General features: G+C 68.2%; 15 protein-coding genes and 2 tRNA genes. 4 read left to right on the top strand and 13 right to left on the bottom strand.

Translation table 11 applies throughout. From position 1 onward, the window contains the following. Positions 1-189: 189 nt before the first annotated feature. The 5 genes from QUW25_RS08050 to tatA form a co-directional block, all read right to left on the bottom strand. A complete protein-coding gene (locus QUW25_RS08050; protein ID WP_289511692.1) occupies positions 190-2,775 on the bottom strand; it encodes an ATP-dependent Clp protease ATP-binding subunit in 2,586 nt (861 codons plus the stop codon). A gap of 323 nt (positions 2,776-3,098) precedes the next feature. Further along, on the bottom strand, positions 3,099-4,196 hold the full coding sequence (locus tag QUW25_RS08055) for a hypothetical protein (protein WP_289511693.1): 1,098 nt from the start codon (positions 4,194-4,196) through the stop codon (positions 3,099-3,101). Positions 4,197-4,599: 403 nt separating this feature from the next. Continuing rightward, positions 4,600-6,825: a lysine--tRNA ligase gene (gene lysS / locus QUW25_RS08060; protein ID WP_289511694.1), complete on the bottom strand. Its 2,226-nt coding sequence runs from the start codon at positions 6,823-6,825 to the stop codon at positions 4,600-4,602. Positions 6,826-6,913: 88 nt separating this feature from the next. Beyond that, the gene (gene greA, locus QUW25_RS08065) at positions 6,914-7,393 is read right to left on the bottom strand and encodes a transcription elongation factor GreA (protein WP_289511695.1); all 480 of its coding nucleotides are present in this window, start codon (positions 7,391-7,393) and stop codon (positions 6,914-6,916) included. Positions 7,394-7,420: 27 nt separating this feature from the next. Continuing rightward, entirely contained in the window at positions 7,421-7,741 is a 321-nt protein-coding gene (gene tatA / locus QUW25_RS08070) for a twin-arginine translocase TatA/TatE family subunit (RefSeq protein ID WP_289511696.1), read from the bottom strand. Positions 7,742-7,882: 141 nt separating this feature from the next. On the opposite strand from tatA, the gene QUW25_RS08075 reads away from it, so the two are divergent. Then, positions 7,883-8,722: a spermidine synthase gene (locus tag QUW25_RS08075; protein WP_289511697.1), complete on the top strand. Its 840-nt coding sequence runs from the start codon at positions 7,883-7,885 to the stop codon at positions 8,720-8,722. A 19-nt stretch (positions 8,723-8,741) separates the two neighbouring features. Here the strand turns inward: QUW25_RS08075 and QUW25_RS08080 are convergent, their stop codons facing one another. Beyond that, a complete protein-coding gene (locus QUW25_RS08080; protein ID WP_289511698.1) occupies positions 8,742-9,884 on the bottom strand; it encodes a glycerate kinase in 1,143 nt (380 codons plus the stop codon). Between the two features lie 423 nt (positions 9,885-10,307). Between QUW25_RS08080 and QUW25_RS08085 the strand changes: the two genes are divergently transcribed. Continuing rightward, the gene (locus QUW25_RS08085; RefSeq protein ID WP_289511699.1) at positions 10,308-11,168 is read left to right on the top strand and encodes an HAD family hydrolase; all 861 of its coding nucleotides are present in this window, start codon (positions 10,308-10,310) and stop codon (positions 11,166-11,168) included. A gap of 41 nt (positions 11,169-11,209) precedes the next feature. Here QUW25_RS08085 and QUW25_RS08090 read toward each other — a convergent pair. The 3 genes from QUW25_RS08090 to QUW25_RS08100 all read right to left on the bottom strand — a co-directional run bounded on the left by QUW25_RS08090 (position 11,210) and on the right by QUW25_RS08100 (position 12,483). After that, positions 11,210-11,286 (bottom strand) — tRNA-Pro (locus QUW25_RS08090). 15 nt (positions 11,287-11,301) lie between these two features. After that, entirely contained in the window at positions 11,302-12,180 is an 879-nt protein-coding gene (locus QUW25_RS08095; RefSeq protein WP_289511700.1) for a 4-(cytidine 5'-diphospho)-2-C-methyl-D-erythritol kinase, read from the bottom strand. Positions 12,181-12,186: 6 nt separating this feature from the next. Then, the gene (locus QUW25_RS08100) at positions 12,187-12,483 is read right to left on the bottom strand and encodes a Veg family protein (RefSeq protein ID WP_289511701.1); all 297 of its coding nucleotides are present in this window, start codon (positions 12,481-12,483) and stop codon (positions 12,187-12,189) included. Positions 12,484-12,652: 169 nt separating this feature from the next. Here QUW25_RS08100 and QUW25_RS08105 point away from each other — a divergent pair, with 169 nt between their 5' ends. Then, complete coding sequence (locus tag QUW25_RS08105) at positions 12,653-13,741, top strand: M24 family metallopeptidase (RefSeq protein ID WP_289511702.1); 1,089 nt, start codon at positions 12,653-12,655, stop codon at positions 13,739-13,741. A 197-nt stretch (positions 13,742-13,938) separates the two neighbouring features. On the opposite strand, the gene nagB is transcribed toward QUW25_RS08105, so the two are convergent. The 4 genes from nagB to QUW25_RS08125 all read right to left on the bottom strand — a co-directional run bounded on the left by nagB (position 13,939) and on the right by QUW25_RS08125 (position 16,594). Next, on the bottom strand, positions 13,939-14,673 hold the full coding sequence (gene nagB, locus QUW25_RS08110) for a glucosamine-6-phosphate deaminase (RefSeq protein WP_289511703.1): 735 nt from the start codon (positions 14,671-14,673) through the stop codon (positions 13,939-13,941). Between the two features lie 327 nt (positions 14,674-15,000). Then, positions 15,001-15,630, bottom strand: a complete 630-nt coding sequence (gene rdgB / locus QUW25_RS08115) for an RdgB/HAM1 family non-canonical purine NTP pyrophosphatase (protein ID WP_289511704.1) — start codon at positions 15,628-15,630, stop codon at positions 15,001-15,003. Positions 15,631-15,672: 42 nt separating this feature from the next. Further along, complete coding sequence (gene rph, locus QUW25_RS08120; RefSeq protein WP_289511705.1) at positions 15,673-16,410, bottom strand: ribonuclease PH; 738 nt, start codon at positions 16,408-16,410, stop codon at positions 15,673-15,675. Between the two features lie 108 nt (positions 16,411-16,518). Further along, positions 16,519-16,594, bottom strand: a tRNA-Val gene (locus QUW25_RS08125). A gap of 54 nt (positions 16,595-16,648) precedes the next feature. Here QUW25_RS08125 and QUW25_RS08130 point away from each other — a divergent pair. Continuing rightward, complete coding sequence (locus QUW25_RS08130; RefSeq protein ID WP_289511706.1) at positions 16,649-18,178, top strand: Mur ligase family protein; 1,530 nt, start codon at positions 16,649-16,651, stop codon at positions 18,176-18,178. Positions 18,179-18,210 lie beyond the last annotated feature (32 nt).

Consider the following 18,210-nt stretch of genomic DNA (forward strand, 5'->3'; position numbering starts at 1 on the left):
CGAGGGGCAATGCCCGGCGCTCGAACAGTCCTCGCCCGGCGCCGAGCCGAAGTCCTGGGTCCGCCGCGAGTTCCGCAGGCGCGTCCTCTGCGCCGAGGACTGTCCGAGCGCCGGGCCCAGGCCTTTGGCTCGGTGCCGGGCTGCGGAACTCGCGGCGGGCATTGCCCCTCGGGCGGGGCGCGGGCGAAGCTACTCTCCCGCGCTCAGCAGGCCACCTGCGCCGGCAGCCCCGCGGGAGGGCTCGGGCAGGGCCGAGAAGTCCGGAGAGACCATGCTCTCGCGGCGGCGCGGCGCTGGAATCTCGCCGGTCGCGTGCTCAAAGACGAGCTTTCCGTCCTTCTCGTCCACGCGAATGATCTCGCCGCGGCGCCAGAGGTTCTGCAGCAGCTCCTCGGAGAGCGGGTCCTCAATGAGGGTTTGAATCGCGCGACGCAGCGGACGGGCACCGTAGACCGGGTCGGCGCCCTCCTTGGCCACGAGGTCGCGCGCGGCATCCGTGAGCTCGATGGACATGCCCTGGGCGATGAGGCGGTCGCGGAGGTCGGCAACCATGAGCTCCACGATGCCGCGCAGCTGCTCGGCCGTGAGGGACTTGAAGACCACGACCTCGTCAACGCGGTTCAAAAACTCCGGGCGGAAGTGCTTCTTGAGCTCGGCCATCACGCGGCTCGTGATCTCATTGTCGGAGAGGCCCGAGGCACCCTGGGCCGAGAAGCCCATGGTGGTGGTCTGCGCGATGTCGCGCGCGCCGATGTTGGACGTCATGATGATGACGGTGTTGGAGAAGTCCACGTGGCGGCCCTGGCCGTCCGTGAGGCGGCCCTCCTCCAGGATCTGGAGCAGGACGTTGAAGACGTCGGGGTGGGCCTTCTCCACCTCGTCGAAGAGCACGACGGAGTACGGGCGCCGACGGACTGCCTTGGTGAGCTCGCCGCCCTCGTCGTAGCCCACGTATCCCGGAGGCGCGCCGACGAGCTTGGAGACGGTGTGCTTCTCCATGAACTCGGACATGTCAAAGCTGATGAGCGCCTCCTCGCTGCCAAAGAGGAACTCGGCGAGCGCCTTGGCGAGCTCGGTCTTGCCCACGCCGGAGGGGCCGAGGAAGATGAACGAGCCGCCGGGGCGGCGCGGGTCCTTGAGCGGGGAACGGCTGCGGCGGATGGCCTTGGCCACCTTGGTCACGGCCTCGTCCTGGCCCACGACGCGCTCGTGGAGCACGTCCTCGCAGCGCAGGAGCTTGGAGGCCTCGGCCTCGGTGAGGCTCGAGACGGGCACGCCGGTCATGGACGAGACCACGTCGGCGATGTCCTGCTCGTCCACCGTGACCACGTTGGCGGCGAGCTCCTCGCGCCACTTGGCCTCGAGCTCGTCGCGGCGGGCCACGAGGGCCTTCTCCTCGTCGCGCAGGCGGGCGGCCTCCTCAAACTCCTGGGCGGCCGCGGCGGCGGACTTCTCCTCGCGGACGCGCGCGAGGTCGGCGTCGGTCTGGGCGATCTCGGGCGGAAGCGTCATCTTGTGGACGCGCGTGCGGGCGCCCGCCTCGTCGAGCACGTCGATGGCCTTGTCCGGGAGAAAGCGGTCCTGCACGTAGCGGCTCGAGAGCGTGACGGCGGCCTGGATGGCGGCGTCGGTGTAGCGGACGTTGTGGTGCTTCTCGTAGCGGTCCTTGAGGCCGTCGATGATCTTGAGGGTGTCCTCGGGGCTGGGCTCGCCGATGTTGACCGGCTGGAAGCGGCGCTCAAAGGCGGAGTCCTTCTCCACGTGCTTGCGGAACTCCTCGGCCGTGGTGGCGCCAATGACCTGGATCTCGCCGCGCGAGAGGGGCGGCTTGAGGATGGAGGCGGCGTCGATGGAGCCCTCGGCCGAGCCGGCACCGATGACGGTGTGGATCTCGTCGATGAAGAGGATGTCGTTCTCGGACTCCTCGAGCTCGCGCACGACCTTCTTCATGCGCTCCTCAAACTCGCCGCGGTACTTCGAGCCGGCGACGAGGCTCGCGAGGTCGAGCGTCCAGATCTGCTTGCCGCGCAGGATGTCCGGCACGTTGCCCGAGGCGATGAGCTGCGCCAGGCCCTCCACGATGGCCGTCTTGCCCACGCCCGGGTCTCCCAGGATGAGCGGGTTGTTCTTCTGTCGGCGCGCGAGGACCTGCATGACGCGCTCGATCTCGCGGTCGCGGCCGATGACGGGGTCGAGCTTGCCGTCGGCGGCGAGCTTGGTGAGGTTGCGGCCGTACTGCTCCAGGACGGAGCCCTCCTCGCCCTGCTGCTGCGGGCCGGGGCCACCAAAGCCCGCCATGCGCACGTCCGCGGTGGCGGGCTGCTGGGCGGACTCGGAGCTCTTGCCGGCGAGCTCGTTCACGGCGTTGCGGACGGCGTCGCCCGAGACGCCCATCTGGCGCAGCGCGTCCATGGCGCGGCCGTTGCCCTCGGCGACGATGCCCAGGAGCAGGTGCTCCGTGGCAATGTAGGTCTGGCCGTGGGTCATGGTCTCGCGGTAGGCCCCCTCGAGCACGCGCTTGGCGCGCGGCGTGAAGGGGATGTGGCCGCCGGGAACGGGCTCGCCGTCCCCCTCGGTGATGGCGCGGATGGTGGCGAGGGTCTCGTCGTAGGTCACGTCGAGTTTGGCGAGCGCCTGGGCCGCCACGCCCTCGCCCTCCTTAATAAGGGCCAGGAGCAGGTGCTCCGTGCCAACGTACATCTGCCCGAGGTTACGCGCCTCGTCCTGGGCGAGGCTCATCACCTTGCGGGCCTTGTCAGTGAACTTCTCGAACATCTGTGGGCAATCCTTCCATAGAGGTTTCGCAATTATAGCTTTTACCCAGGGGACTGCCCGCGCAAACACGTTAAGCGACGCGCCGTTCTTCTCGCCGCGCCGGCCTTCTCTGCCCTTCTCGCCTGCCGGCCCTCGCCGCCGCCCTTCTCGCCGAGCCCTTCTCGCCGAGCCCTTCTCGCCGCGGCCCAATCGGTCCCTCCGCAGGTGTATCCGCCAGGTGTATTGCTCGCTCGATACACCCAAGTCACATTTGCCGTGTGGTCAATACACCTGGCAACAATTTGGCGCAGAGCGGGATACACCTGATGAATACACCTGTGGCGCTACTCCGAATACCGGGGGTCGGGCGGCAGCAGCTGGCCGAGAAGCACGACGCGCTTCTCGCGAGCCTGCGGATCGGCGATGCTTTCGGCAACGCGCCTCGGAAAGCCGGCGTCCTCGTGCGGCGCGAGCTTCTTGGCAACGAGCCGCACAAAGCGCTCGAGGGACGCCGCGTTTCTGATGTCGTCGTACGTTGCGGGGACCATCGCGATGTTGCACGCGGCGTAGTCCTGCACGCGGAAGCTGTCCTCCACGTACGCCGAGGACTGGCCGTGAAAGCCGCCGTTGTACTCCGACGCCACGTGGTGCCTCGGCCAATGGAAGTCCGGGCGCATCGTCTGGTGCTTAACGATGTCGCGCGCGTCTTCCGGCCACTCGATGGGCACGTTCTCAACGAAGTCCGGGAGCGGAATGCCGCCGCGCCGGGGCGGCAGTCTCATGGCAAGGGAGAGGACCGTCTCCCCGGGAGAGCCGGAGCCGTCCTTGGCATAGCGCGCCACCTCCCTCGCAAGGCGCAGCCCCTGGAGCCTTGACAGCTCGCTGAGATAGGCGCGCAGGTCATCCGCGCTCGTTACGCTCTCGATGTCATAGGAGCACTCGCCCGTCAGCGGGGCGCGCGGATCGCGGGCATAGAGGCCGCACGCCTCCATGGCAAGGGAGAGCAGGCGGGCAAACGCCGCGTCCTCGGAGATCGCCTCGCTCTTCACGAGCTGCTGGAGCTTGCGCGCAAAGCCCACGAGGCTGATGCCCGGCGACTCGACAAGCAGGCGCACCGGGTCCCGCGCGGGACCAAAGGGCACTCCGCTCTCCCTTACAACCTCAAGGAAGGAGCCCTCGGGAAGGCGGGCGAGAAACGCCCGCGGGTCCACCAGCGAGGACTGCGAGCGCGTGTCTCGCGAGAACGACGCAAGCGAGAGGGGCCGCGCCACGGTGAAGCCAGAAAGCTCCTGGGGGAGCGCCTCGCGAAGCGCCGCCGGGTCGATTGGCTCGGCGGCGGGGCGGCAGAGGCCGTCCTCGCAGGTAACAAGCCGCAGGCCCGGGTCGCGCCTCGCAAGGCGCGTGAGCTTGAGGGAGTCCGCTCCCGCAAGAAAGGCATTCATGGCATCCCCTCCCAACCGACGAGGGAAAACCGTATCAAAGCGTTCTGACAGCCAGCTTTCCGCAGGCTGCCACCTGTCTGCACCTAGCTGCCATGGGCCTGCGAACGCCGAGGTTGGGGCAGGGGACATTTGGGGCGGCGCTCCCCGAGGATGCCGACAAGAACCACGAAACCTCCGCAAGCGCGCATTGCGGGCAATCTCAATGCCGAGCGAGGCGGTTCGGCACATCCGCCAGGTGCATCCGGTTGGTGTATCCGTCAGGTGTATGGAGGGCCCACGTCAAAAGCGCCGCAGGTGTATTGAGTAACGAGAAAAACCGCGCAGGTGCATCCAACCGGGAATACACCTGCTGAATACACCTGCGCGGAGCAGCGGTCAAAGGCGAGAAGGACGCGGGGGCCGCCTACTTGCCAAAGGTATCGCGGTCGGGCGCGATGGCCTTCATCGCGTCGATGGTGCGTGAGAAGAGCTCCTCGAGCTCCCAGCCGCAGAGCTCGGCGCCCTTGCGGATGACGTCGCGGTTGCAGCCGGCCGCAAAGCGCTTGTCCTTGAACTTCTTCTTGAGCGACTTAACCTCGAAGTCCATGACGGACTTGCTCGGACGCATGATCACGGCCGCACCGATGAGGCCCGTGAGCTCGTCCACGGCAAAGAGGACCTTCTCCATGGGGAGCTCGGGCGCCGGAAGCTCGGGGTTGTTGTCGGAGTTGTGCGACTGAACGGCACGCACGAGCTCCTCGGAGCAGCCCGCCGCGCGCAGCAGCTCGGCAGCGTAGACCGTGTGGTTTACCGGGTCGTCGGCGTGCTCCTCCCAGTCGAGGTCGTGCAGGATGCCCACGACCTCCCAGAAGTCGGCGTTCTCGGGGTCCGTCTCCTCGGCAAAGACGCGCATCACGCCGCCGACGGTCTCACCGTGCTCGATGTGGAACTCCTCGTGGTTGTGCTCGGTGAGAAGGGCGAGCGCCGCCTCGCGGTCGATCCCGGCGACAAGCGCCGCGGGAGCCTCGGCCGCAGCCGCCGCGACCTTCTCGCTGTCCTCGGCGATGGCGTCCACGGAGGCGGCGGCGTTATCCGTCACCACACCCGCAACCTGGGCCTCGATGTCCGCGCGCGTGATGGTCTCGGGCTTCATGGCCGGGAAGAGCAGGACGTCGCGGATGGCGGGCTGGTCGCAGAAGAGCATGATCATGCGGTCGATGCCGTAGCCGATGCCGCCCGCCGGGGGCATGCCGTACTCGAGGGCGCGCACGTAGTCGTAGTCGTAGCCCATGGCCTCGTCGTCGCCCATGCCCTTGGCGGCAACCTGCTCGGCAAAGCGGCCGGCCTGGTCGACGGGGTCGTTGAGCTCGGAGAAGGCGTTGGCGTACTCGTGGCCGGCAATGACCAGCTCAAAGCGGTCGGTGAGGCGCGGGTCCTCGGCCTTGCGCTTGGAGAGCGGGGAGACCTCCTCCGGGTAGTCGCACACAAAGGTGGGGTTGACGATGGTCTTCTCGCCCAGCTCGTCGTAGAGCTCAAAGAGGAGCTTGCCGGCGCCCCAGTTGGGCTGCACCTCGATGCCGTTCTTCTCGCAGAGCTCGCGCAGGTGCTCGATGGGCGTGTCCATCGTGAGCTCCTCGCCCACGCACTCGGAGGCAATCTCGGAGAGCGGGCGGCTCGCCCAGGTGCCGGACATGTCGATCTGCTGGCCCTGGAAGGTGATGACCTCGTTGCCCTCCTCGCAGCCGCAGACCTCGCGCGCGATGGCCTTGAAGAGGCCCTCGGAGAGGCGCTTCATGCCCTCGAGGTCAGAGTAGGCGCAGTAGGCCTCCATCGAGGTGAACTCGGGGTTGTGCGTGAGGTCCATGCCCTCGTTGCGGAACTGGCGGCCAATCTCAAAGACGCGCTCCATGCCGCCCACGATGAGACGCTTGAGCGGGAGCTCGGTGGCAATGCGCAGGTAGAAGTCACGATCGAGCGCGTTGAAGTGCGTGACGAAGGGACGCGCGTTGGCGCCACCGAGGATGGCGTGCATCATCGGCGTCTCGACCTCCATGTAGCCCTCGGCCTCCATGTAGCGGCGGATGAGGGAGATGATCTGGCTGCGCTTGCGGAAGACGTCGCGGACCTCGGGGTTCATGATGAGGTCAACGTAGCGCTGGCGGTAGCGGACCTCGCGGTCGGTGAGGCCGTGGAACTTCTCGGGCAGCGGGCGCAGGGACTTGGAGAGCACCGTGAGCTGCGTCGGGGAGACGGAGAGCTGCCCGCGGCGGGTGCGCAGCACGGCGCCCGTGGCGCCCAGGATGTCGCCGAGGTCGAGGTTGGCGAGAAGTGCCCAGCCCTCGTCGCCCAGCACGTCGTGGCGGCAGAAGAGCTGGATGGAGCCGCTCACGTCCTCGAGCACGATGAAGGCGGCCTTGCCCTGCTTGCGCAGCGCGCGGATGCGGCCGGCAACGCTCACCACGTCCTCGGTGTCGGCCCCCTCGGGGAGCTCTGCGTACTTCTCCTCAAGCTCGCCGGCGTGGGCCGTGACCTCGGAGGCAATGGGGTACGGGTTCACGCCCGCGTCAATGAGCGCCTGGCGGCGGGCACGACGCATCGTGCGCTCGTCGGTGGCTGCGGCGGCCGCGCTCGCGGCGGTGTTCTCTGCCATAGTGTCCCTTTCAGATAGAAGCGCCCCGCACCTGCTGCTGCAGACACGGGGCGTCACGCTTGCTGCCTGTCGGAGAGGAAGTGCCGACCTAGCGGGAAATCCCCGTGATGGTGTACTTCCTCGTCTTGCCGGACGGCGCGACGACCTCGACCACGTCGCCCTTCTCGTGACCCACGAGGGCGCTGCCCACGGGGGACTCGTTGGAGATCTTGTGCTCGAGGGAGTTGGTCTCGGTGGTGCCCACGATGGTGAACGTGGACTTCTTGCCCTTCTCGTCCTCAAGCTCCACGGTGGTGCCGATGGAGACGGTGAGGGCGTGGCCGGAGCCGGCCTCAACGATGACGGCCTGCGAGAGGATCTGGCGGATCTCGTTCACGCGCGCGGCGTTGCGGGCCTCCTCCTCCTTGGCGGCGTCGTACTCGGAGTTCTCGGAGAGGTCGCCAAAGCCGCGGGCCTCCTTGATGCGCTCGACGATCTCGTCGTGCTTCTCGCCCTCGCGGTACTCGAGCTCCTCGACGAGCTTCTGACGGCCCTCGGCGGTGAGCTCGATCTTCTTGGTGGTGTCCATGTGCTGCTCCCTACCTGACGCGTGCCACTAGTTGAGCTTGTTGCCGCACTTGGAGCAGAACTCGGCGTCGGCCGCGTTCTTGGCGCCGCACTTGGAGCAGAAGACCGCGTCGGTGGAAGCGGCCTCGGGGGCGTCGGCGTCATCCTCGTCCTCGATGACCTCAACGTCGTCGTGGGACTCCACGGGACCCTCGGAGATCTCCTCCTTGCCGTCCTCCATGCCCTCGCGGACGTTCTTGACGGTCTTGCCGAGGGCGGAACCGATCTTCGGAAGGTTCTTGGGCCCAAAGATGATCAGGACGATGACGACGATAATGACGAGCTCAGGAATGCCCATGCCAAGAAACATGATGAGATGTCCTTCCGATGCGATGTCGAAGATGGGCCCCTAGGCCCAATACAGCATCAGTTAGTATAGCCGACGTTACGCGCTACTCACAATCTCTAAAACGCGGGAATTGCGGATTCTCGCGCGTCGTCTGGAGGCCCCGTGACGGAGCTCATCTGTGCCCTTCTCGTCCTGACCGTGGTGTGCACGGCCATTCTTGCCCTCATGCCCTGGGCGCTGCGCAGGCGCGGCGTTGAGCTGCGTCGGACCAAGTTTGGCCTCACGCTCATCTTTGAGTCCGAGAACCTCGACGGCACGCCAGTGCGCCTGCTCAACGTCAACGGCACCTTCCAGAGCGGCTGCTACGTGCCCGACGACCTGCACTTTGAGCTGGCCTGCGAGTACCATCGCGCCATGGCGGGCGTGATCGAGGGGCTGGCGCGGCGCGATGCCGGCCGGCCCGTCCGCGTGATGGTCATGGGCGGGGGCGGCTACTCGCTGCCCAAGTACCTGGCGGCGTACGTGCCCGCCGCGCGGACGGACGCGGTGGAGGTTGACCCCGCGATCACCGCGATCGCGCGCGAGTTCTTCTTCCTTGACGAGTGCCTTGAGAAGACGGGCGCCGAGAAGGACGGGCGGCTTCGCCTGGTAAACGACGACGCCTGGGCGTTCCTGCGCGCCGCCGCGGAGCCCTACGACGTCATCGTCAACGACGCGTTCTCCGGCAAGCGGCCGCTTGGGCCGCTCACCTCGGCCGAGGGCGCGCGCGTGGTGCGCTCGCGGCTCGCCGAGAACGGCGTTTACCTGGCCAACGTGCGCTGCGCGTGCACGGGACGCGGCGCGGGGCCGCTGCGCGAGGTGGAGGGGGCGTTTGGCCGCGAGTTCGCGCACGTGGGCTACGTGCCCGAGTGGCCGGACGAGCCGGAGAAGCCCGGCAACAACGCCTTTATCGCCACGGACGCCGAGGGCGTGCTGCCCGCGGATGCCGTCGTGGTGAAGTAGGGCCCGGCGGCGCCGCGCGCTAGAGGCGCGCGCCCAGCGCAAGCAGCGAGAAGAGTCTCTCGGCCGCGAGCGCGTAGAGCTCTTCCGCGCGAGCCAGGGCCTCCTCGAGCGGCATGGCGTCTATCGCCGTGGGGACCACCGCCGCAAGCCCCGGGAGCCGCGCCGCGTCCGCGCTCATACCGCCCACCACTGCCACGCACGGAACGCCCGCGGCCGCGCAGGCCGCCGCCACACCGTCCACGACCTTGCCGCGCGACGTCTGCGCGTCGGCGTGGCCCTCCCCCGTGACGCAAAGGTCCGCGCCCTCAAGCAGCGCCGAGAAGTTCGTGAGCTCCAGGACGCACGCGATTCCGCTCCGCGCCCGGGCGCCGAGAAACGCCATCGCGGCGGCGCCCATCCCACCCGCGGCGCCTGCGCCGGGAACGTCCGCGAAGTTGCGACCAAACGTGGCGGCGAGCACGCGGGCGTAGCTGGCCATGCCGGCATCGAGCTCGGCGACCTTCTCGGGCGTGGCACCCTTCTGCGGGCCGTAGACCGCGCTCGCGCCCTCGGGGCCCACGAGCGGGTTGTCCACGTCGCACATGAGGCGGAAGCCTGCCTCGCGGACGCGCGGGTCGAGGCCGGAGACGTCAATCGAGGCAACGCGGGCCAGGTCAGCGCCGCAGCCCGCGAGCTCGTTGCCGTCGGCGGTGAGGAAGCGCGCACCGAGCGCCCGCATGCAGCCCATGCCCCCGTCGTTGGTGGCGCTGCCGCCAAGGGCGAGCGTCACGTCGCGCGCGCCGGCGCCCAGCGCGGCGCGGATGAGCTCACCGGTGCCGTAGGTGGTCGTGAGCAGCGGGTTCTTCTCGCCGGGCGCAAGGAGCGGGAGGCCAGAGGCGGCGGCCATCTCTATGACGGCGCGGCCGTCGGGCAGCATGGCGTATGCAGCGTCAACGGGGCGGCCGAGCGGGTCCGCTGCGCGCACGCGACGCAGCTCTCCGCCGCAGGCCTGTGCGAGCGCGGCCGCCGTGCCGTCGCCGCCGTCCGCCATGGGAACGCTGAGGCACGCGCAGCCCGAAAAGTGCCGGCGCGCCGCGGCCGTGAGCAGGCGCGCGGTGGCGGCAGACGAGAGCGTCCCCTTGAGCGAATCCGACGCAAAGACAAACTTAGGCAAACCACTCATGACGCTGCCTCCCTATCGACGCCCCCATTGTAGACGGAGGCGAGCGCCCGAGGCGGCTACGCGGGGGACCGGCCGCACGGAAACCCCCAGTTTTGGGTTTCTCGGCATCTTGCGCTCGCGGGGAGGTCCTTCTCGTGACGTTTTGACCGATTGTGGGCAACATCTTTTATATGTCCTCCCCGAGAAGGACCTCGAGGCGGCCGATTTGCACCATTTCCCTGGTATTGGGCAACATGTTTGATGCATTTCTCGCCTGCGGCAGCATGCGCATCAAACTTTTTGCCCAAAACTTCCCGTGGCGGCAGGGGCGGAGAATGGTGACGGGGCCGGGGCACAGCGGGACCGGGGCGCGGCAGGGCCGCACCGCAGCCGAGACGCCCCGGCGGGCTTATACTTCCGCATGAGAGAAACGGGAGGACAGCCTTGATCAAGCTCTTTGCGTGCGACCTTGACGGCACGCTCTACAACGCGCTCCACGAGACGGACCGCGCCATTCTCACGCGCATCGAGCGCGCCATCGCTGCGGGCCGCCACGTTGCCGTGGCAACGGGCCGCTGGTCGCACTCCGCCTCCGAGCTTGGCTTTGGCGAGCTTCCCATGGAGGTCGTCTGCGGCAACGGCGCCTTTGTCTACGGCCCCGGCGCGCGCCTCCTACGCCACGTGACCATAGACCCCGCCACGCTCGAGGAGCTTCTCGACACCTTTCCCACCTGCTGCTTTACCTGCATCGCACCGGACGGGACCTTTGTGCGCGGAACGAGAGACCAGCACAGCGCTGGCTATCTTGCGCCAAGCGGCCTTCTGGGCCCCCTCATCGCCCGCCGCATGAGGCGAGGCCTCCACAGCGAGAGCTTTGTCTTTGGCCAGACCACGAGCGACATCCTCTCGCACGAGGTCTGCAAGGTGAACTGCCGCGTTGCCGACCCGGCGCTCGAGGCGGAGGTCGACGCGTTTGTTTCCGAGCACGCAGACACGCTCGTGAACGCGTCCTTTGACGGGAGCCTCTTTGAGATCACCGCCGCGGGCGTGGACAAGGGCGAGGCCGTGGCCTGGCTCGCGGCACGGCTCGGCTACGCGGAAGACGAGGTGGCAGTCTATGGCGACGGCGGCAACGACCTCGTGATGCTCGAGCGCTTTGAGCACGCCTATGCCACGCGCGGCGGCAGCGAGGCCGCAAAGCGCGCCGCCGGAAACGTCATCGGAAGCTGCGCGTTTCATGCGGTGCCGCGCCACATCATGGCGACAATCCGGCGAGAGGGACCCCTGGCCCAAGACGAGGGATAGCAAAACGGCCGGGGGCGCACCGCCTCCGGCCGAATAGTTCGTGGTCGGGTTGACTGGATTCGAACCAGCGACCTCTCGGTCCCGAACCGAGCGCTCTACCAAGCTGAGCCACAACCCGTAGCGAAAGGGTATTCTAGCAGACTTCCGCCCCAGAACCAAGGGTTTTTGTCGACCAGCTTCGCCAGCCACGCTCGGCAGCCTCTGCGGCGATGGCGTCTGCGGCGTCTCCACTCTCGCAGATGGCAAAGGAGCACGTTCCCGAGCCCGTCACCTGCGCCGCAAGCACTCCCGCCTGGCCGCGGAGCCACGTCTCGACGGCACCCACCTCCGGGCAGAGCGCCCGCGCCGCGCCGGCGAGGTTGTTGTGAAGACGCGCGGCAACGCCGGCAACGTCCCCCGCGGCGAGCGCCCCGCACATCCCCTCGTAGCCAACCGGCTCCTCGCCCGCACGGTCAAACTCCGCGTAGGCGGCCGGGGTCGACCCGCCCTCCGCATGCGGCATCACCAGCGCGAGCGGCATCTCAAGCCACGGGAACGTGCGCTCGAGCACGTCACCCGCCCCCAGGCAGAGCGAGGGCCGCGGGTCGAGAAAGAAGGCCACGTCAGCCCCAACGCGGCGGGCCACGCCCACCACGCGCGGGTCGAGCGCGTCCGCGCCCCAGAGCCCGGCAAGCGCCCGCAGCGTGGCGCCGGCGTCCGCCGAGGAGCCACCCAGGCCCGCGCGCTCGGGAATGCGCGCCTCAACGCTTATCCTCACCGCGGGCTCCACACCCAGCGCGTCCGCAAGCAGCGTAGCGGCCTTCCAGACGCCGGTCTTCTCGGGCGCCACGCCAAGCTCGGGCGAGAAGGACACTCCCAGCGCGGGCGCGGCCTCAACGCGCACGACGTCAAAGAGCGCGACGGGCGCCATCACGGAGTCGACGCGGTGATAGCCGCGCTCGTCCTTCTCGCGATGAACGCCCAGATGAAGGTTGATCTTGCAGGGGGTCCTGACGACCACGTCGCCGCTCAAGCGCGCCTACTCGCTCAGGGGCTCGACAAAGTCGAACAGGCGCTCGCCCGTCTCGATGTCAAAGAGCTCAACGGTGCCCGTGAGAACGTCGACGTACTGGTAGGACTGGCGCGCGGTGCGGCCGCGGCGCTCCTCGACCTCAACGATAAAGAGCGAGGGGTGCGCGTTCACGAGCGTGCCGGTGCGCTCCACAATGCGGGAGCGACCCATGTTGGCCTTGACCTTGAGGCGCTTTCCCTCGAGCTGGTGAAGCTCGTCACGAATCTCGTCGACCCGGTTGACGGGCGGAATCTCGTTCTCCATATGACCCTCCACACGCCCCGCTGGGCGAAAAGTCCAGAATTGCGGAAATTTCATCATATGACGCAATGACCCGGCCTGCAATCTGGTTCAACCTCTTGACACGATAAGACCACGCCCCGGCGCCCGGAGCGGTGCTACACTGCCCGCAGGACCCGGCGAAAGGACAGGCGTGGACGAGAAGAGGCTCGCAAGCGTGCGCAACAATCTGGCGAGAAGGGGCCTCACACAGGCGCTCATCGTCGACCCGCTCTCCATCTGGTGGCTCTGCGGCTACCACACCGAGCCGTACGAGCGCTTTCTTGCCCTGCTCGTCACGGCGGACGGGACGCCCACGCTCTTTGCCAACCGGCTCTTCCCCAGCGCGGACGGGTGCGGGGCGCACGTGGCGAGCTTCTCGGACACCGAGGACCCCGTGGCGCTCGTTGCCGAGCGGACGAACGCCCGCGAGCCGCTCGGCGTGGACAAGGACCTCGCCGCGCGCTGGCTCGTTCCGCTCATGGAGGCCGGCGCCGCCTCTGGGTTTGTCCTCGCCTCCGACGCCGTGGACGACGCGCGCTCGATCAAGGACGCTCGCGAGCGCGAGCTCATGCGCGCGGCGTCCGCCACCAACGACGAGGCCATGGCCTGGCTCGCCCGGCAGGTGCGCCCTGGCGTGACGGAGCGCCAGATCGCCGACGGCCTGCTCGCGGAGTACCGCCGCCTCGGGGCGCAGGACCACTCGTTCTCCCCCATCGTGAGCTTTGGCGACCACGCCGCGGACCCGCACCACGAGCCCGACGACACGCCGTTTGCGCCGGGCGACATGGTGCTCTTTGACGTGGGCTGCAAGCGCGACTGGTACTGCTCGGACATGACGCGCACGTTCTTCACCGCCGAGCCCACGGAGCACCAGCGCGCCGTCTACGACGCCGTGCTGCGCGCCAACGAAGCCGCCGAGAAGATCGTGCGCCCCGGCGTGACGTTTGCCGAGATAGACCGCGCGGCGCGCTCCGTCATTGAGGAGGCCGGCTGGGGCGAGGCGTTCACGCACCGCCTGGGGCACCAGATTGGCCTTGTGGACCACGAGCCCGGTGACGTGAGCGCCGCGCACGACGAGCCGGTGCGGCCCGGGCAGTGCTTCTCCATCGAGCCGGGCATCTACCTTCCCGGGGACATGGGCGTGCGCATCGAGGACCTCGTCATCGTGACCGAGGACGGCTGCGAGGTGCTCAACCGCTACCCCAAGGAGCTCACGGTACTGGGACACCCTCAAAAATAATGGGCACAGCTCGGCCTCTCGCTTTTACTCAACTGGACTTTTGTTGGTGCCTTGCCAATAAAACTGGCACCTGTGCCCGTTATTTTTAGAGCGGGGTCACTCCCGCGGCAATTCCGGGAGCATCCGAGCGCAAAAAACGGGCGGGAACCCGAAGGCTCCCGCCCGATACGCACGTCTCTCGCCAGGTGACGCCGGCGCTACTCCGCCGGGCAGAGCGCGAGCGCCGCCTCGTCGGCCACGACCACCACGTTGGGGTGCAGCTGAAGGATGGAGGCGGGGCAGCTCGGGACAATGGGGCCGTAGCACATGTCGTGCACGGCCTGGGCCTTGGCGTCGCCGTTGGCAACAACGAGGATGGACTTGGCGCCCATGATGGTGCCGATGCCCATGGTGTAGGCCTGGCGCGGCACGTCGTCGATGCTGTCAAACAGGCGGCTGTTGGCCTGGATGGTGGACTCGGTGAGGTCGACGCAGTGCGTCCCCTTGATGAAGGAGTCGCAGGGCTCGTTGAAGCCAATGTGGCCGTTGTTGCCAATGCCGAGGAGCTGGAGGTCCTGGTGGCCGGCGGCGGCAACAGCCTCGTCGTACTCGGCGCAGGCGGCCTCATAGTCCTCCATGAGGCCGTCGGGCACGTGCGTGTTGGCCTTGTCGATGTTCACGTGATCAAAGAGGTTCACGTTCATGAAGTAGCGGTAGCTCTGGTCGTGATCGCCGGGTAGGCCGCGATACTCGTCGAGGTTATAGGTCTTGACCTGCGAGAAGTCCAGGTCGCCGGCCTCGTAGGCGGCAACGAGGTTCTTGTAGGTGCCAATGGGCGTGGAGCCGGTGGCAAGACCGAGCACGCAGTCGGGCTTAAGGGTAACCTGAGCCGCGATGATGGCAGCGGCCTTGCGGCTCATGTCCTCGTAATCCTTGGCGCGAACGATTCTCATAACATATCCCTTCCATAGATCGGCGAGCCCCTCCGCCCGCCGTGCGGCGCAAAAGGCCGCCGCCAACGTGACTGCGACCACCAGGGCGAGGTCGCCAAAAGCTATGAGAAGGACCCGCCGTGTCGAGGCCCCTGCCCGTCCACGGCGGCCCGGGGCGCGCGCCCCGAACGTTTTCATCATGACGCATTTGCGCGGGCGCGCCGGCGGGCTTCGGGCAAACGGCACCAAAACGACGCGGGGCGGGCGAGAAGAACCTCGCTGGTCATAGAAATCAGAACCAACTGGTTATATCGTCACCTCGTTGCGGCGCCCCCCGCGGCGCGCGCCCTACAGCTTGGAGGCCAGGTCCTCCAGCGCGTGGAAGCGGTGCGAGATGAGGTTCTTCTCGTCAAGCGTGAGCTCGGCCATCGTCTTGCCCGGGGTCTCCTCCGGCAGGAAGAGCGGGTCGTAGCCAAAGCCGTGATTGCCGCGCGGCTCGCGGCCCACCGTGCCCTCGCAGTCGCCGTCGCCGCGCAGGACCTCCTCGCCGCGCACGAGCACCACGCTCGAGTGAAAGCGCGCCGTGCGGGCCTCGTCGGGAACGGCCGCCATCTGCTCCATGAGCTTCTCGTTGTTGGCGGCATCGTTGCCGTGCTCGCCGGCCCAGCGTGCCGAGAAGATCCCCGGCGCGCCGTCGAGGGCGTCCACGCACAGGCCCGAGTCATCGGCGACCGCCATGGGCAGGCCCGTCTCGGCCTGCGCGGCGCGCGCCTTGATGAGGGCGTTGTCAAAGAAGGTCTCGCCGTCCTCCACCGGGTCCGGGAAGTCCCCCAGCTCGCCGAGGGCCACAAAGCGCACCCCCGGCATCACGGGCGCGAGGATGGTCTCGATCTCAACGACCTTGTGCGCGTTGCCCGTGGCCACAACGACCGTTGCGGCGGGGTCAAGCTCGCCGATCTCAATGCGTGCCAATGTCATCTCTCCTCTCGTTGCCCAAAGGGGGGCAGCCCCTCCCGGGCATCACAGGCGGTAGCCAGTTGCCTCCGACTGGAGCCTCACAAGCCGCTCGATTCCCGCCTGGCCAAGGTCGAGCAGGCGGTCGAGCTGGGCGCGGTCGAGCGTGGAGCGCTCGCCGGTGCCCTGCACCTCCACGATGCGCCCCTCGTCCGTCCCCACGAGGTTGAGGTCAACCTCGGCGTGGCTGTCCTCGGGATAGTCCAGGTCGAGCAGGGCGACGCCCCCAACGTATCCCGCCGAGATGGCGGCAACCTGCCCCGTGAGCGGCAGACGGGGCAGCTTGCCCCGCTCCACGAGCCCCTTGAGCGCCTCGTGCAGCGCCACCCACGCGCCCGTGATCGACGCGGTGCGCGTGCCGCCGTCCGCCTGGATGACGTCGCAGTCGAGCGTGATCGTGATCTCGCCCAGGCGGTCGAGGCGCGTGACGGCGCGCAGGCTCCGCCCGATGAGCCGCTCGATCTCCATGGAGCGTCCCTTGCGGCCGCGATACTCGCGCGGGGTGCGACGGTTGGTTGAGGCCGGCAGCATCGCGTACTCGGCCGTCACCCAGCCGGCATGCGCGTTCTTGCGCCAGTTGGGCACGCCCTCCTCAACGGTCGCCGAGCAGAGCACGCGCGTGTCGCCAAACTCGGCGAGGCACGAGCCGTCGGCGTTCTTCATGACGCCCGGCGTGAGGGTGACGGGCCGCATCTGGTCCGCGGTGCGGCAAAACGAGCGCTCGGGCAGGGTCTTCTCGTCCATGGGGCTCCTTTCGTCCCTGCCAGTGTAGCCCAAGGTCCTTCTCGCCTGGGCACGGGCCGGCACGAGAAGGCCCCCGCCGGGCAGCGCCAGCAGGGGCCGAGAAGTGCATGGTGGGCGATGACGGGTTCGAACCGCCGACCTTGTGCGTGTAAGGCACCTGCGCTAGCCGCTGCGCCAATCGCCCGGACAGGAAGAGTCTAGCATACGCAAGTCGGGCGCCTGCCCTATACTGAGGGCCATGAATACGACGAATCTCGCCTCGCTGGCCGCGCTCCTTGAGGAGCAGGGCCTGCTTGCAGGCACCCACAACCTCACGGCCGAAGCGGGCGCCACGCCCGTGACCGGCGCCGACTGCGATTCGCGCGTTGTCCGCGCGGGGCACGTCTTTGTGTGCAAGGGGGCGGCGTTCAAGCCCGCCTACCTCACGAGCGCGCTCGAGAAGGGCGCGGTGGCGTTCCTGTGCGACGAGGCCCATGCGGGCGAGCTCACCACCGCGGCCCCCGGCGTCCCCGCCCTCGTGGCGAGCAACCTGCGCCGCGCGATGGCGCTCGTCTCCGCCGAGGCCTTTGGCCACCCGGACAACGACGTGCGCGTGGTGGGCATCACGGGGACCAAGGGCAAGTCCACGGTCTCCTACATGCTGCGCGCCGTGCTGGACGGCGACGAGCCCGGCTCCGGCACCGGCGTCATCGGCTCCATCGACACCTACGACGGCGTGGAGAACCTCGAGAGCCACAACACCACGCCCGAGTCGCCCGACCTCTGGCGCCACATCGCCAACACGCGCGAGGCGGGCCTGCCCTTCCTGGACATGGAGGTCTCCAGCCAGGGCCTCAAGTACGACCGCGTGCTCGGGCTCACCCTCGAGGTGGCCTGCTTCCTCAACATCGGGCGCGACCACATCTCGCCCGTCGAGCACCCTGACTTTGAGGACTACTTCGAGAGCAAGCTCCTCATCTTTGACCAGGCCAGAAGCGCCGTCATCAACATGGACTGCGACCAGGCCGACGTGGTTTCCAGGCGCGCCGAGAAGTGCGCGCGCGTCCTGCGCTTCTCGGCGGAGGGCCGCGAGGGGGCCGACGTCTGGGCGACCGACGTGCGCTCGGCGCTCGGCCGCGTGAGCTTCACCGCACACACCCCGAGCTGGGAGGGCGAGGTCACGCTCGCGATGCCCGGCCTCTTTAACGTGGACAACGCGCTCGCCACGATCGCGATCTGCGAGCTGCTCGGCATTGGCCGGGAGCGCATCGTTCCCGCGCTCGCGCGCGCGACGGTCCCCGGCCGCATGGAGCTTCTGGGAGACCTCGGCGCACGCGTGGTGGCCCTTGTTGACTACGCTCACAACAAGCTCTCCTACCAGCGCTTCTTCCCCTCCGTGAAGAAGGAGTTCCCGGGGTATCGCATCATCGCGCTCTTTGGCGCGCCGGGCGGCAAGGCCTACGAGCGCCGCACGGAGCTCCCCCAGGAGGCGGCCAAGTGGTCCGACTACCTCATCTACACCGAGGAGGACCCCGCGCACGACCCGGTGGAGGAGATCTGCGCCCAGATGGCGGCCGCCACGCCCGAGGGCACGCCCTACGAGGTCATCTGCGACCGCGAGGAGGCCGTGCGCCGCAGCGTGGAGCTCGCCTACGAGGGCGAGGGCCCCGCGATCGTGTGCCTGCTCGCCAAGGGAGACGAGACGCGCCAGCACGAGGGCGACGAGTTTGTCCCCTGCCGCACGGACGGCGAGATCTTCCTCGAGGCCGCGCAGAAGTACGAGGCGTAGGCCACGGGCGCACCTCCTTCTCGCCTACGCGC

The sequence above is a fragment of the Thermophilibacter provencensis genome (assembly GCF_030372065.1).
GTDB classification, from domain to species: Bacteria; Actinomycetota; Coriobacteriia; order Coriobacteriales; family Atopobiaceae; genus Thermophilibacter; species Thermophilibacter provencensis_A.